Annotated in this window: 2 protein-coding genes; both read right to left on the minus strand. The window is 73.8% G+C overall.

Going from position 1 to position 16,816, the window contains the following annotated elements; all coding sequences use genetic code 11:
- Nucleotides 1-11: 11 nt before the first annotated feature.
- The gene (locus tag H4W81_RS03885) at nt 12-15,740 is read right to left on the minus strand and encodes a non-ribosomal peptide synthetase (protein WP_192773508.1); all 15,729 of its coding nucleotides are present in this window, start codon (nt 15,738-15,740) and stop codon (nt 12-14) included.
- Between the two features lie 19 nt (nt 15,741-15,759).
- Complete coding sequence (locus tag H4W81_RS03890; protein WP_225958446.1) at nt 15,760-16,770, minus strand: iron-siderophore ABC transporter substrate-binding protein; 1,011 nt, start codon at nt 16,768-16,770, stop codon at nt 15,760-15,762.
- Nucleotides 16,771-16,816: the final 46 nt, after the last annotated feature.

Genomic DNA, 16,816 nt, shown 5'->3' on the forward strand with positions numbered 1-16,816 from the left:
GGTCTTGGGTGTCAGGAGGTCTCGGTCGTCAGGATGCGGATCAGGTCGTCCGCGAGGGACTGGATCGTGGATCTGTCGAACAGGTCGGTCGCGTACTCCAGCAGGCACACCACGGGCGCGTCCCCACTCGGCTCGAAGTAGCTGAGCGTCAGGTCGGCGTTGAGTGACCCCGTCGGCAGCTGCTCGAAGACGAGTTCGCCGAGGTCGGCCTGCTCGTGGTGGACCAGCATCACCTGAGGAGCGCCCAGGCCGAGCGCCCGCGCCACCCTGGCGTAGGGGACGTCCTGCCGGTCGAGCGCGCTCAGGTTCGTCTCCCGCACTCTGGACAGCAGTCCCCGGAAGCTCGGCGCGCCCGAGGTGTCGGTGCGCAGGATGACGGTGTTGAAGAAGCAGCCCACCAGATCGGCGAGTTCTTCCTCGGGACGGCCGGCCACCAGCGAGGCGATCGGCAGGTCGGTGCCCGCACCTCGCTTTGTGAGCAGCGTCGCGAACGCGGCGTGCAGCACCATGAACCGGCTGCACCCATTCCCGGCGGCCAACCGGTCGACGCCGGCCTGCAGACCCGCGTCAAAGGCAACCGGAACAAAGTCACCCCGCCGCCCCTGACCGTGCCCGCCTGCTGCGTCGTACGGCAGCGCCAGCTCGCGCGGTACGCCGCTCAGGGTTTGCCGCCAGTAGGCCAGCTCGTCGTCAGCGGCGGACTCGTGCGCCCATCGCGTGTATTCGGCGTAGGTGACCGGCAGTGGGTCCCATGCCGGGGCCACTCCCTCCAGCCTGGCCTGGTAGGCGGTGCCGAAGTCGCGCAGGAGCGGCACCACGGACCACTCGTCCACGCCGAGGTAGTGCATGGTCAGCAGCAGCGCGCTGCCGCCCGACGTATCGGTGAGCAGCCTGGCCCGCAGCGGCGGACGGCCGTCCAGGTCGGCGGGTTCGGTCGCCAGTGTGCTGAGCGCCTCGTCGAGATCGCCCACTTCGACGAACTCCAGCCACTGGGCCGCGGGCTCCTGGACGAGCCGTCCATTTCTGGTCGCGAGAGCCGTACGAAGAGGCTCGTGGCGGGCGGCGAGGTCGGCCAGCGCGGTCGCGGCGGCGCCGGCCACGGGGGAGCGGAGGACGAAGGCCATGTCGTAGGGGCGGCCATGGCCATACCTGAGCCACTGCCACTCCTGGACGGGCGCGGCAGGCAACACCCGCCGCCGCAACCCGGTGCGTCTCCCGCCCGCACCCGCGCTGTCGCCCCAGCCTGCACTGAGGCCACCACCCTTGCTTTCGCGCAGGTCGCCACTCAGATTTCTGCCGCTGCCGTCACCGGCTCCTTCGCTCAGGTTGTTGCTCGCGCCTTCACCCGCTTCTTCGGCTGGGCCCGCGCTCGTGTTTTCGCTGAGTTTGTCGGACAGTGCGGCGACGGTCGTGGCGTCGAAGACAGCTCTGAGCGTGAGAGGGATGCCCAGCAGGGTGCGGATCCTGCCGATCAACCGCATCGCGGACATGGAGTGGCCGCCGAGCTCGAAGAAGTTGTCGTGGACGCCCACCTCGGGCAAGCCGAGGACCTCGGCGAACAGCTCCGCCAGCATCCGCTGCCTGCCGGTGCGGGGACGGGAGGTCCCGGTGAGCGCCGACCAGTCGGGGGAGGGCAGTGCCGCACGGTCCAGCTTGCCGTTCGGTGTGAGCGGCAGCGGCCCGTCGAGCACCACCACGACGGCCGGGACCATGGCGGGTGGCAGCAGCGCCGCCACATGGGCGCGTACCTGCGCGGGATCAGGCACCCCCGCGCCCCCTCGCACGCCAGCGAAGTCCGGTGCTGTGGAACCTCGCGCCTGTGTGACGTCTCGCGCCGCAGTCCCTCGCGCGTCGGCGGAGTCTGGCGCCGTGGCACCCCGCATCTCGGCGGAGCTCCCGGCCGTGGAAGCTCGTGTCTCGACGGAGCCCGGCACTGCGGTAGGTCGGGGCTCGGGGGTGGCGGGTGGGGGGTTTGCGGGGACGGCGTAGCCCACGAGGCGGGGCTCGGGACCGGTCGTGTCGACGACGACCGCCGCATGGGCGACCGCCGGGTGCCTGGTCATGGCCGCCACCACCTCACCGGGCTCGATCCTGAAGCCGCGGATCTTCACCTGGTCGTCGGCCCTGCCGAGGAAGTCGAGCGAGCCGTCGGCCCGCCACCGCGCCCTGTCGCCCGTGCGGTACATCCTGCTTCCGGTAGGGCCGAAGGGGCAGGCCACGAAGCGCTCGGCGGTCAGCGCCTCGCGTCCGAGATAACCGCGCGCGAGGCCGTGTCCGGCGATGTACAGCTCGCCCTGCACGCCGGGCGGCACCGGCCGCAGGTGCGCGTCGAGCACGTACGCGCGGGTGTTGGGATCGGGGACGCCGATGGGGACCGCGCCCTTCCAGTCCGGCCTGGCCGCCCAGAGCGTCGAGTTCACCGTCGCCTCGGTCAGGCCGTAGGCCGCCATGAGGCGGAGCCGTCCGGCCCACCGCTCGATCACGCCGGGCGGGACGGTCTCGGTGCCGACCAGCACGGTGCAGCCCTCGGGCGGCGCGCAGCCGTCGGGCAGCGCGGCGACCAGGGAGGGCGGCAGGATGGCGTGGGTGATCCGCTGCGCGGTCATGAAGTCGGTCAGCTCCCTGCCGGGCACCCTGGCCTCGTCGGGGACGATCACCAGCGTGCCGCCGTGGCACAGCGCCATGCACAGCTCGAAGACGGTCACGTCGAACCCGATCGAGGCGAAGTGCAGCACCCTGCTGTCAGGGGTGAGCCCCATCCGGTCCACGGCGGTGGCGACCAGGCTGGCCAGCCCCTGGTGGGGGACGACCACCCCCTTGGGCCGCCCGGTCGAGCCGGAGGTGTAGATGACGTACGCGGCCTGGTCCCGCCCCACGACCGGACGGACCGGGGCGGGCTCCTCGGGAAGGCGATCGAGGTCGAGCAGCAGCACGTCGAGCCCGTCGATCGGCGCGGCGGCGACCACCACTTTCGCACCCGAGTCGGCGACCATGTAGGCCAGCCGGTCGGCGGGGTGGGCCAGGTCGAGCGGGAGGAAGGCGGCGCCCAGCTTGGCGGCGGCGATCATCGTCGCGACGCTCTCCACCGAGCGCGGCAGCGCCACCCCCACCACGCTCTCGGCCCGCACACCCTGCCCGGCCAGCAGCCCGGCCACCCGATCCGACAGGGCATCCAGCTCCGCGTAGGTGAGCGACCGCGCGCCGTCGGCCGCAGCCACGCCGCCGCAGGGGGCCGCTCCCGTGCTGTCGGCTGCCGCGTCGCCGTGGGGGACCGCCTGCTCGCCTTCGTGCGCCGCCGCTTCGTCGTGAGTGACCGACCGAGCGCCGTGGGTCGACGACGGGCCGCTCCGGGTGACCGGCCGGGAGGGGTCGACGACGGCGATCGCGTCGGGGCGCTCGGCGACCATCCGGCCGAACATGGCGGGCAGGCTCTCCTCGGTCACCGGGCGGTCGGTCGCGTTGAACCCGGTGAGGACCCGCTCGCGCTCGCCCTCGACGAGCACCTCGATCGAGCCCACCGGCCGCGAGGGGTCGGCGGCGACCGCCGCGACCAGCCCGGACAGCCGTTCGCCCAGCGCGGCGATCGTGGACCCGTCGAACAGCTCGGTGCGGTACTCGATCACGCAGGCGATGCCCTCCTCACCCTCGACGAAGGTGAACACCAGGTCGAACTTGGCGGTGGTCACCTCGAAGGGGTATGGGAGCACTTCCAGTCCGGCGAGCGTGAAGTCGTCGCCCGTCCGGTTGCGGTAGCCGACCATGACCTGGAACAGCGGGTTGCGGTCGGGGGACCGTACCGGGTTGAGCTCCTCGACGACCGCCTCGAACGGCACGTCCTGGTGGGAGAAGGCGGCCAGGTCGCGCTCCCTGACCCGGTCGAGGAGCTCGGCGAAGCTCGGCTCGCCCGACAGGTCGGCGCGCAGCACCAGCGTGTTGACGAAGAAGCCCACCAGATCGTCCACGGCCTCGTCGGTCCGGCCCGAAATCGGCGCGCCGAGCGGGAGGTCGTCGCCCGCGCCCATGCGGTGCAGCAGCGCCGCGACGGCCGCGTGGCACACCATGAACATGCTCGCCCCCGCCCGCTGGGCCAGCCCCCTCAGCCGCTCGCAGGCCTCGGGGTCGAGCTCAACCGCCAGCTGCGCGCCTGCCGCGCTCGGCCGGGCCTGGTGGGGACGGTCGACGGGCAGGTCGAGCTGTTCGGGCGCGCCGCGCAGCGCCTCCGCCCAGTAGGCGAGCTGGCGCGCGGCCAGGCTGCCCGGGTCGCACCTGTCGCCGAGCAGGCTCCGCTGCCAGAGCGTGTAGTCGACGTACTGCACGGGCAGCGGCTCCCACGCCGGCGCCCTTCCCGCACGACGGGCGGCGTAGGCGGCCGACAGGTCGCGGAGGAACGGGCCGTCCGACCACTCGTCGGTGGTGATGTGGTGCAGCAGCAGCGCCACCACGTGCTCGCGCGGGCCGAGCCTGACGACCCCCGCGCGCAGCGGCGGCTCGGTGGCCAGGTCGAAGGGGCGGCCGAGGAAGGCCTCGAGCGGGCCGTCGACCGGCTCCAGCGCGGGGCGCGCCCGTTCGGCGGGCAGGACGTGCTGGAAGGGACGGCCCTCTCGCTCGACGACGAGCGTGCGCAGCGCCTCGTGTCGCACGGCCAGGTCGCCCAGCGCCGCTTCGAGCGCTTCCAGGTCGAGCTCGCCGCTCAGCCGCATCACCAGCGGGAAGTTGTAGAGCGCCGAGGGCCCCTCCAGCTGCTCGATCAGCCAGAGCCGTTGCTGGGCGAACGACAGCGGCGGCTCGGCGGGGCGCACGGCGGCGGGAGTCAGCGCGGGCCGCCGTTCCTCGACCGTGAGCCGCGCCGCCAGCTCGGCGACGGTCGGCGCCTCGAACAGGTCGCGGATCGCCAGTTCGGCGCCGAGCGCGGCGCGCGCCCTGCTGACCAGGCGGGTGGCCAGCAGGGAGTGGCCGCCCAGGTCGAAGAAGTCGTCGTCGACGCCGACCTGCTCCACGCCGAGCAGGTCGGCGAACAGCTCGCACAGGACCCGCTCCCGCGCCGAGCCGGGCGGGCGGGCCGCGCCGCCGCCGCTGACGGCCGGTCTGGGAAGCGCCCGCACGTCCAGCTTGCCGTTGACGGTGAGCGGGAGCCTGTCGACCGCCACGAGCGCAGCGGGCACCATGTAGCCGGGCAGCCTGGCCTTGAGCGAGAGCCGCAGCGCGGTGAGGTCGGCCGTCCGGTCGTGGAGCACGACGTAGCCGAGGAGCCGGTGGTCGCCGTCGGCGACGACCGCCGCGTGGGAGACCTGCGGGTGTTCCTCCAGCGCCGCTGCGACCTCGCCGGGCTCGACCCGATGGCCGCGGATCTTCACCTGGTCGTCGGTGCGGCCGAGGAAGTCGAGGTTGCCGTCGGGGCGCTGCCGTACGAGATCGCCGGTGCGGTACATCAGCGCGCCAGGGCGCGCGCCGTACGGGTCGGCGACGAAGCTCGCGGCCGTCAGGCCGGGGCGGCGGTGGTAGCCGCGCGCCAGGCCCGCCCCGCTGATGTACAGCTCGCCGGGGGTGCCTGGCGGCACCGGCCGCAGCGCGCGGTCCAGCACGTACACGCGGGTGTTCCAGATCGGCCGCCCGACCGTGGACGTCGCGCTGTCGCGCGTGGAGGCGCCCAGCGTGTTGATCGTGTACTCGGTCGGCCCGTAGAGGTTGTAGCCGAAGGTGCCGGGTGTGTCGCGCAGCGCCGTCCAGACGGTCTCGGCGACCGCCTCGCCGCCGAGCAGCACCAGCGAGGGACGGTGCCCGTCGAGCAGGCCCTCCTCGATGAGGTGGTGGGCGTAGGTGGGCGTCACGTTGACGACGTCGACGCGCTCCCTGTCGCAGTAGGCGACCAGCGCCTCGGCGTCGCGCCGCAGGTTCTCGTCACAGACGTGCACCTCGTGTCCCTCGACCAGCCACAGCAGCTCCTCCCACGACATGTCGAAGGCGAAGGAGACCGTGTGCGCGATGCGCAGCCGCCTGCCGCCGGCGGCCGCGATCGCCGGCTCGAAGATGGCCTCCCGGTGGTTGAACTGCATGTTCGTCAGCCCGCGGTACGGCGTGACGACGCCCTTGGGGCGTCCGGTGGAGCCGGAGGTGTAGATCACGTACGCCGGGTGCTCGAGCCGGTACGGCAGGCCGCGCGCGAAGCGGGGCCGCTCGGCGTCGGCCGGCTCGTCCGGCGGCAGCGCCGCGAGCCTGCCCGCGATCGCCTGGTCGTCGAGCACGACCCGAGGCACCCCCGTCTCGGGCAGCGCGACGGCGCTCGTCGTCGCCACGCACACGGGCGCGGTGTCGCCGAGCATGAACTCCAGCCGCTCGGCCGGGTACTCCAGGTCCAGCGGCAGATACGCGGCACCGGTCTGGAGCACCGCGAACAGCGCCACGACCATGTCGGCCGAGCGCGGCAGCGCCAGCGCGACCACCTTCTCCGGCGCGGCGCCGCGTTCCAGCAGCAGCCTGGCCAGGCGGTTGATCCTGGCGTCCAGCTCGGCGTAGGTCAGCCGGCCCTCCCTGGAGACCAGCGCCACCTCGTGCGGCGTACGCGCCGCCTGCTCGGCGAGCAGCTCGGCCACGGTCGCCCCTGGCAGCGGCCGGGACGGCTCCACCGGCGCCCGCTCGTCGTCCAGCAGCAGGTCGAGCGCGCCGACCCGGTCGTCAGGAGCCGCGACCAGGCGGTCCAGCACGGCCGTGAACCGCTCGAGCGTCCTGTCCGCCTCCGCCGTCCCGATCACGTCGGGCCGGTACGACAGGGTCACCCGCAGCCTGGCGCCCTGGGTCACCACGAGGGTGAGCGGGTAGTGGGTCGCGTCCACCCCCGACACACCCACGATGCCGTTGCGCCGGGTGAACTCCGCCATCCGCTCCTCACCGCCCGCGTCACGCAGGACGAAGAGGGTGTCGAAGAGCCTGCGGTGCCCGCTGCGCCGCTGCAGCTCGCCCAGACCCAGATGCTCGTACGGCATGAGCGCCACCCGCTCGTCCTGCACCCGCCGCAGCAGGCCGAGCACGGACTCGCGGGGGTCGAAGGCGATCCGCACGGGGACGGTGTTGAGGAACATCCCGATGATGCCCTCCACACCGGGCACCTCGGCCGGCCGGCCCGCGACGGCCGCGCCGAAGACGACGTCGTCGCGGCCCACGGTGGCGGCGAGCACGAGCCCCCATGCGGTGTTGAGCAGCGTGTTGAGCGTCAGTCCCCGCTCTCGTGCCGTGGCGCGCAGGCGGTCGCCGAGTTCGGCGGGCAGCACGACGTCGAGGTTCACCGCGATCGCCGGGTTCAGGCCGTCGTCGGCGGGCCGTACCAGGGTGGGCTCGGCCAGCCCCGACAACGCCTCGCCCCACGCGTCGAGCGCCGCCTCGGGCGCCTGCCCGGCGAGCCAGGCGAGGTAGTCGCGGTAGGAACCGGCAGCGGGACGGCTGACACCCGTGAGGCGGCCGCCCGGCTCCTCCGCGCCCGTGGCTTCTTCGCGGTCGCCTGCGTTTTCCGGGGCCGCGATTGCTTCGAGGTCGCCTGGGTTTTCCGGACTCGTGGTGTCGCCGAACAGCTGTTCCAGGACCAGCCATGCCGACCAGCCGTCCCAGAGGATCAGGTGGTGGCTGAGCACCACCTTGTCGCGGCCGCCCAGGCGGATCAGCAGCAGCCGCATCAGCGGTGCCCGCGCCAGGTCGAAGCGGCGCGTCCGGTCCTCGGCCAGCAGCCTGGACACCGCCTCCTCCTGCTCGGCGGGCGGCAGCCCCGACAGGTCGACCTCGCGCAGCGGCGGCTCCACCTCAGCGCCGATGACCTGCACGGGACGCGACAGCCCCTCGGAGGTGAAGGCGGCGCGCAGGCTCGGATGCCGGGCCAGCAGTGCCGCGCACGACGCGCGCAGCCGGTCCGCGTCGAGCGGCCGGTCGAAGTCGAAGACGTCCTGCGAGGTGTAGACGTCGACCGCGCCCGAGTCGTAGCTGGAGTGGAAGAAGATCCCCTCCTGGAGCGGCGAGAGCGGCCACACGTCCTCGACGGGGACCGGGCCGGCCGCCCGGATCCGCGCCATCTCCTCCTCTCCGAGCTCCAGCAGGTCACCCTGCGCTGCCTCCTCCCGTGCCTCGTCCGCCTCCGCGGCCAGCGCGGCGGGCGTACGGCGGGCGAAGACGTCGCGCGGGCTGAGGGCGAGACCCGCCGCGCGGGCGCGGCCCGAGACGGCGATCGCGGCGATGCTGTCGCCGCCGAGGGCGAAGAAGTCGTCGTCCACCCCGGCCGCGGTGCCCAGCACCTCGGTGAAGATCTCGCAGAACAGCCCCTCGCGCGCGGTACCCGGCGGGCGCACCTGCCTCGGGAGCGCGTCGGGCACCGGCAGCGCCGCCCGGTCGATCTTGCGGTTGGGCGTCAGCGGGAGCTCGTCCAGCACGACGACCGCGCTCGGGACCATCGGCGCGGGCAGCGCGGCGGCCAGCCGGGCGCGCAGCTCGCCGCCGTCGAGCGGCGTGCCCCTCCCGGGCACCGCGTAGCCCACCAGTCTGGTGGCGCCGCCGTGCTCGCGGGCGACCACCACGGCCTGGGCGACGCCGCTGAGTCCTGCCAGCCTCGCCTCGACCTCGCCGAGCTCGACGCGGTTGCCGTGGATCTTCACCTGGTGGTCGGACCTGCCGACGAAGTCGAGCGTGCCGTCCACGCGCCGCCGCACCAGGTCGCCGGTGCGGTACATGCGCGTGCCGGGCGGGCCGTACGGGTCGGCGACGAACCTCTCGCCGGTGAGGGAGGGGTGTCCGTGGTAGCCGAGGGCGAGCTGGTCTCCGGAGATGTAGAGCTCGCCCTCGTGCGCGGGGCGCAGGCAGACGTCGAGAACGTGCAACCTGGTGTTCCAGACAGGCCCGCCAATCGGCACCATGCCCCCACCCGGAACTCCATCGCCGATCGGACCAACCCCATCAAGCGGACCTTCCCCGGCCTCAGGGCGTGCCTGGGTGTGGCCGTCCTGCCAGGTGACCTGGACGGTCGCCTCGGTGGGGCCGTAGCAGTTGTCCACGGGGACGCCGGTCAGCTCTCTCCAGCGGCGGGCGAGATCGGCGTCCAGCGCCTCCGCCCCGCCGAAGACCCGGCGCAGGCTCGCCGCCCACGAGGGGTCGGCGGTGACCTCGCCGGTATCCAGGAAGGCCCTGACCATCGAGGGGACGATGTCGAGGACGCTCACCCGCTGGTCCCTCATGAGGGTCGCCAGGTAGGCGGGGTCGAGGTGGCCACCGGGCTCGGCGAGCACCACGGCGGCGCCGGAGCAGAGGGGCCAGAAGATCTGCCAGACCGAGGCGTCGAAGCTCGCCGAGGCCTGCTGGAGCATGCGGTCGGCGGCGTCCATGGCGAACCGGCCCTGCGCCCATGCCAGGTGGCCGACGACCGCCCGGTGCGTGACGACCACGCCCTTGGGCCTGCCGGTCGAGCCCGAGGTGTAGATGAGGTAGGCGGGATCCCCCGGAGCCGCGGGACGCGGATCGACCCCGTGCATCCCACCGCCCCCGGGGCCGCCCTCGTCGGGGAGATCCCTCGCGGGGACGCGGTTCGTCGGGTCGCCTTCGCCGGGAGGTGTCTCGGCGAAGGCGGGATCCGGCTCGTTGACGGGGATGCGTTCCACACCCTCGGGGGTGGGGAACTCCGGGCCGCTGACGACCAGGCGGGCGCCGCAGTCGGCGAGCATGAAGGCCAGCCGCTCGGCGGGGTAGTCGATGTCGAGCGGGACATAGGCCGCGCCCGACTTGAGCACACCCAGCAGCGCGACGACCAGCTCAGCCGTGCGGGGCAGCGCCACCGCGACAAAGGTGCCGGGACCCGCACCGCGAGCGGCCAGCCGCCGGGCGAGATCCGCCGCCCTGCGATCCAGCTCGGCATACGAGATCTCGACGTACGAGACCCCGGCGGGTGAGGTTCCGGCGCTTGAGGGCTCCGAGGGTGAGGTCCCGGCGTGGGCGCTCGTCGTACCGGCGATCAGGGCGGGGGCGTCGGGGGTGCGGGCGGCCTGGGTGGCGAAGGCGGTCGCCAGCGTCACCGCGGGAATGTCCCGTACCTCCCCCACGAGCGGCGCGTCCTGCGGATCGGTGAGGTCGAGCCGTCCGACGAGAACGTCCGGGTCGGCCACCATCGCCTCCAACAGCCGCCGCAGGCCCTCGGCGACCCTGCGCGCGGCGTCGTCCCCGATGGCGTGGTCGAGCCGGAACTCCACCCGCTGTCCCGGGACGACCGTGAGCGACAGCGGGTAGTGGGAGCCGTCGCGCACCTCGACGCCGGTGATCCCCTCGGCGCTCCCGTCGACCGGATAGTTCTCGACCGCCACCAGGGTGTCGAACAGGCTGGGGAACCCGGTAGGCCGCTGGATCTCGGCCAGTCCGAGGTGCTGGTGGTCGAGCAGCTCGGCCTGGGCGTCCTGGAGCCTGGCCAGCAGCTCGCCGGGACGGTCGCCGGGACGCCACGCCAGCCGTACCGGAACGGTGTTGACCAGCAGGCCGACCATCGACTCGACGCCCTCGACCTCGGCCTGCCGGCCCGAGACCGTGGTGCCGAAGACGACGTCGTACCTGCCGGTGAGGCGGCCCAGCAGCAGCCCCCACGCACCCTGCACCACCGTGCCCAGCGTCAGCCCCCGCGCCCGCGCCCACCCGGCCAGGTCGCCGCCGACCTCGAAGCGCACCTGCCCCGAAGGACCCTCGGGCACGGCGAGCAGCGTCGGCTCGTCGAGCCCGTCCAGCGCCCGCCGCCACGCCTCGCGCGCCGCCTCCTGGTCCCGTCCGAGCAGCCAGGTGAAGTAGTCGCGGTACGGCGTGACGCGCGCCCGATGATCGCCCAGCAGCTCGCGCAGCATGATCGGCACCGACCAGCCGTCGGCGACCAGGTGGTGCAGCGTGAGGACGAGCGTCGTGCCGCCGACCAACGCCGCCCGCACCAGCGGCGGCGCGGCCAGGTCGAAGGGGCGGGCCAGTTCCTGCGCCGCGACGGCCGCCACGTCCTCGTCGTGGACCTCCCGCCAGGGGACGGGCGCCCGGCGGGCGACGAACTGCGCGACCCTGCCGTCGTCGCGCCGCAGGAACCCGGCGCGCAGCGGGGCGTGCCGTTCCACCAGGCGGCCCAGCGCGGCGCGCAGGGCGGCGGCGTCGGCGGGCGCCGCCAGCTCGATGATCTGCTGGACGGTGTAGACGTCAGGATCGGACAGCGAGTGGAAGTACAACCCCTGCTGCAGGGGTGTGACGGGCAGGACGTCCTCGAGCTCGGGGCCGAGCGCGTCGATCTCCTCCTGGGAGAGCGCGACCATGGGGAAGTCGGACGGCGTGTGCCCGCCCGCGCCGGGCTCGGCCGCATGATCGGCGAGCGCGCCCAGCGCCTCCAGCCAGGCCGCGGCCAGCTCGGCGACCTCGGCCTCGTCGAGCACGCCTGCGGGCCACGACCACGTCGCGCTCAGCTCGGGCCCTTCGGCGCCGTCGCGGACGAGGGCGTTGATCTCCAGCTCGTGGGAGAGCGGCATGCCGGGGTCCCGTCCGGCGGTCAGCGGCTCGGCGTCGTCGGCGGGCGCCCAGTCCACGTCCTCGCCGGTCCTGAAGCGGCCCAGGTAGTTGAAGAGGACCGGGGCGGCGGACGGGCCGGGGACGGGTGCGGCGCGCAGGCGCTCCTTGACCTGCTTGATCGCGCGGCCCGTCGCGGGACCGCCCAGCTCGCAGGGGTCGAGCACGACGGGGGAGATCGTGGTGAACCAGCCGACGGCGCGGGTGAGGTCGGCGTCGCCGTCGCGTCCGTGGCCTTCGAGGTCCACGGGCACGGAGCCGCGTCCGCGCGCGAGGGCGCAGGAGAGCGCGGTCAGCAGCACGTCGTCGACGGTGCCGTGGTAGCGGGCGGGCAGGTCGGTCAGCAGCGGGGCGGTGTGGGCGACGGGCAGCGTCACCGTGATCGACCGCTCGTTCGCGGCCGTGTCGACCGCCGGATCCAATGGCCGCCGCCCGAACGGCTCCCATCCGGAACCCCTGGTGACCGGCGCCCCGGAGACCGAGGTTTCGTGGTCGGCGGTTCCGTGGGCCGGGGGTTCGGAAATGGAGGCGGCAGGGAGGGTGGAGGTGGGGGAGGCCGAGGGTTCGGGGGCGGATGGTGGCGGTCCCGAAGGTGCCTCAGGCAGGGGCGATGCGCCCTGCCGCAGGTGGGACCAGCGGGTGAACGAGGTGGGGACAGGGGGAAGTTCGACGGCGACGCCGTCCGACAGCGCGCGGGCCGCCTGGGCGAGGTCGTCCAGCAGGATCCGCCACGAGACGCCGTCCACGACGAGGTGGTGGACCGCCAGAACGAGCCGCCGCCCCGCTTCGAGCCACACCGCCCTGACCATCACCCCCTCGTCGGGGGCCAGCCTCTCGACCGCCCGCGCGCGATGCTCGGCGATCGTGCCCGATCCGGCGCGGACCAGCACGTCGGCCGCGCGCACCGCCCCGGGCGGCGGCACCTCCAGCTCCCAGCCGGCACCCCCGCGGCGCAGCCTGGCGCGGAGCATCCCGTGATGGTCGAGGACGGCCTGCAGCGCCCCGGTGAGCACCTCGGGGTCGAGCTCGCCGGGCAGGCGCACCACGACCGACTGGTGGAAGCCGTCGATCGGCCCGCCCCGTTCCCTGAGCGCGGCGATGATCGGGGTCTCCGTGGCGACGCCGACGCCCGGATCATGGACGGGCGCGGCGGGCGTCTCCGCCCTGTCACGCGCCAGCGCGGCGACGGTCCTGTGCAGGAAAACCTCGCGAGGGGTGATGGCCAGTCCCTCGCGCCTGGCCCTGTTGACCAGCTGGATGGCGACGATGCTGTCGCCGCCGAGCTCGAAGAAGCTGTCGTGGACGCCCACCGAGTCCAGTCCGAGCACCTCGGCGAACAGGCGGGCGAGCGTGCGCTCGGCTGTGGTGGTGGGGGCGGCGCCGCCCGCCGGCGCGGTCCAGGAGGGATCGGGCAGCGCGCGCCTGTCGAGCTTGCCGTTCGGCGTCAGCGGCAGCGCGCCGTCCATCACCACGATCACGCTCGGCACCATGTGCTCGGGCAGCGCGCCCGCCGCGAGCGCGCGCAGCCGTCCCGCGTCGAGGTCGCCGACGCCCGTCACGTAGCCGACCAGCCGCTTGGCGCCGCGGTGGTCCTCCACGGCGACGACGGCCGCCTGGGCGACGGCGGGATCGGCCATCAGGACGCTCTCGACCTCGCCGGGCTCGATCCGGTGGCCGCGGATCTTGAGCTGGCCGTCCTCGCGGCCGAGGAAGTCGATGTTCCCGTCGGCGCGCAGGCGGGCCCGGTCGCCGGTGCGGTACATGCGATCGCCGGGCGCCCCGAAGGGGTCGGGGACGAACCGCTCGGCGGTGAGCCCTGGCCTGCCGAGGTAGCCCCTGGCCAGCCCGCGCCCGCCCACGTACAGCTCGCCCGTGACGCCGGGCGCCACGGGACGCAGCGCGGAGTCGAGGATGTGGCAGCGGGTGCCGGGGTCGGGCAGGCCGATCGGCACCGGGCCGGTCCAGTCCCGTTCGGCGAGCCAGAGCGTGGAGTTGACGGTGGCCTCGGTCAGCCCGTAGGCGACCACGACCCGCAGCTTTTCCGCCCATCGGGCGACCAGCTCGGACGGGACGGTCTCGGTGCCGACGACGAGCACCGCGCCCTCGGGCAGGTCGCAGTCGGCGGGCAGCGCGGCCACCAGCGAGGGCGGCAGGATCATATGGGTGGCGCGGTGCTCGGCGAGGTAGCCGGTCAGCTCCACTCCGGCCACCCGCCGCTCGGCGGGCACCACAATGAGCGTGCCGCCCACGCACAGCGACATGACCAGGTCCCAGACGGCCACGTCGAAGCCCGCCGAGGCGAACTGCGCGATCCTGCTGGTGTGGTCGACGCCCAGGCGTTCGGTGGCGGTGGCGATGAGCGCGCCGACGCCGTCGTGGGTGATCACCACGCCCTTGGGCCGGCCGGTGGAGCCCGAGGTGTAGATGACGTAGGCGGCCCGGCCGGGCCCGGCGTCGGGCAGGTCGGACGCGGGCTCGGCGTCGGGCAGGTCGGACGCGGGCTCGGCGTCGGGCAGATCGGACGCGGGCTCGGCGTCGAGCTCGTCCAGCGACAGGCGGGGCAGCGGCAGGTCCTCGGCGTGGCCCGCGACGGAGACGAGCAGGCGCGCCCGTGCGTCCGCCACCATGAAGGCCAGCCGGTCGGCCGGGTGGTCGGCGTCGAGCGGCAGGTAGGCCGCGCCCGCCTTCATGACCCCGAGCAGCGCCACGACCAGGTCGGCCGAGCGGGGCAGCGCCACCGCGACGACGTCCTCGACCCCGACGCCACGGGCCCGCAACGCGAGTGCGAGCCGGTTGGCCCTGCCGTTCAGCTCGGCGTAGGTGAGCCGCTCCGACTCGCAGACGACCGCGACCTTGTCAGGGGTCCGTGCCGCCTGCCGTTCGAAGGCGGCGGTCCACGAGAGCGCGGGCAGGTCGGGCAGCGGGGCGGGCGGCGGGGCGGCGGCCAGGTCGATGCGGCCCAGCGGCAGGCCGGGCCGCTCCGCCATCGCCTCCAGCACGAGCAGCAGGCGCCGCTCGTGCTCGGCGAGCTCCTCCTCGCCGCAGACCGCCGCGTCGGCGTCGAGGTCGATGCGCAGCCCGTGTCCCGCCGGCCGGTCGTAGACCGCCACGGACAGGTCGGAGACCGGCCCGAGGGACAGGTAGTGGATGGCGGCGGGCTGGTCGCCGAACCTGATGCCCTCGTGGAAGGGCATGACGTTGACCGTGGGCCCGATGAGTGAGCGCAGCCCTTCGGGACGGCCGAGCTCCCTGGCCAGGTCCTCGCCCCGGTAACGGGCGTGCGCGGCCAGCCGTCCGACCTCCTCCGCCACGGCCGCGACCAGCTCGGCCGCGGTGGTGGCCGGACGCACCGCGAGCCGCAGCGGCAGGACGTTGGACATCAGCGCGGGGGAGTCCTCGCCCCTCGCCCTGGCCGTCACGGGAAGACCGAGCACCACGTCGCGCTCGCCGCTCGTCCGGTGCAGGCAGGCCGCGACGGCGGCGATGACCAGGCGGGACAGACGGGTGCCCATGGCGGCGGCGGCCGCGCGCAACCGGTCGGAGCGCTCGGCAGGCAGCTCGACGGTCCTGCGCACGATGGCGCGCGCGGGCGCGGGCGGGCACTCCACCAGCCTGGCGGGCTCGTCCGGCACGCCCTTGAGCCGGCCGTGCCAGAAGTCGCGGTCGGCCGCGTGCTCGGCCGAGGCGCGGTAGGCGGCGTCCGCCGCGACGAGCTTCGGCAGCGACCAGTCACCGCCGGGCTCGTCCGCGCCGCCGTACAGCTCGGCGGCGCGCTGGATGATTCTCAGGATGCCGAAGCCGTCCGTGACCAGGTGGTGGTAGCGCTGGTACCACCACAGCCTGCCGTCGCCGAGCCGCAGCAGCGCGTGCCCGAACAGCGGGCCCGCCGCGAGGTCGGCGACGCCGTTCAGGTCGGCGGTCATCCAGGCGCGGGCCTGCGCCTCGGTCAGGTCGAGCACGGGCGGCGACCAGCCGGGGGGCGGCGGCACGGGCAGCTGGACGGGGCGTCCGTCGCGCTCGGCGACGACCACGTGCAGGCTCTCGGCCTCCTCGACGGCCCGTCGCACCGCCGCCGCCAGCGGGGCGGCGTCGGCGGACAGTTCGACGTAACAGCCGATGGTGTAGGCCGGGCTGTCCGGCTCGAACTGCTGGGCCAGCCAGATGCCCGTCTGGGCCCCGGTCAGCGGAAGGACGGACATCAGGCAGCCTTTCGGTGGGTCACTTCTTGAGCAGCGGGACGATCTGGTCGATGGCGTAAGGGATGCTGAGCACGGTGTTGAACGACAGCGCCGCGCCGATCGGCGGATCCTGGTAGGTCAGGAAGAGGTCGCGCCCCTCCTTGGCGACCTTCAGCTGCTTGTAGACGCTGTCGTTCCTGATGCGCTCCCACGGCTCCTTGCCGGTGGTGAGCCAGACGAGGCGGTCGACCTCGAGCAGGTCCATGCGCTCGGAGCCGAACTCGACACCGTTGAGCTTGCCGGCCTCCTTGGTGATCTTCTCGGGGACGGTGAAGCCCAGCTCGGCCAGGAACGCCGACTTGGGGTCGCCCTGCTGGAAGGCGAAGTACTGGCCGGCCTTGAAGCTGTCGGCGGCGACCGCGGTCAGCCCCTTCCACTGCGGGTTGGCCGCGCGGGCCTGGGCGAACCTGTCCTTGATGCCGGCGATGAGCCGCTGCGCCTTGGGCTCCTCACCCAGCGCGCGGCCGGCCAGCAGCGTCATCTCCTGCCACGGCGCGGCGTAGGGGTCGTAGCCCTTCGGCTGTGCCACCACGGGGGCGATCTTGGAGAGCTGGTCGTAGTGCTCCTTCTGGATGCCCGAGTACATCGCGAAGATCAGGTCGGGCTTGAGCGCGAGGAGCTTCTCCATCTTGACGCCGTCCTCGCGCAGGCCGAGCACGGTCGGCTGGGCGCCGCCCCACACGCTCGTGGCCCACGGCCAGTCGGTGAACGGGGTGCGCTGGAACCAGTCGACCACGCCGATCGGCTTGAACCCGAGCGCCAGGACGGGCTCGTGGTCGCTGAGGCCGATGGTGACGATACGCTCGGGCCGCTTGGCGATCTCGGTCGTGCCGTACAGGTGGTCGACCTTCACCGGGAAGGCCGCGCCCGAGGCGGTGGCGGTCGCCGTGCCGGCGGGTGCCGCGGCGGTGTCGGCGGGGGTCGGGCCGCCGCAGGCCGCGACGACGGCAAGCGCCAGGACGGCGAGCACCATCGAGAGTCGTTTGGACATGGTTCCCTCTTCTTGATCTGAGTACTAAGGTAAGCCTTACCTATCT

It is taken from the genome of Nonomuraea africana, assembly GCF_014873535.1.
Taxonomy (GTDB): domain Bacteria; phylum Actinomycetota; class Actinomycetes; order Streptosporangiales; family Streptosporangiaceae; genus Nonomuraea; species Nonomuraea africana.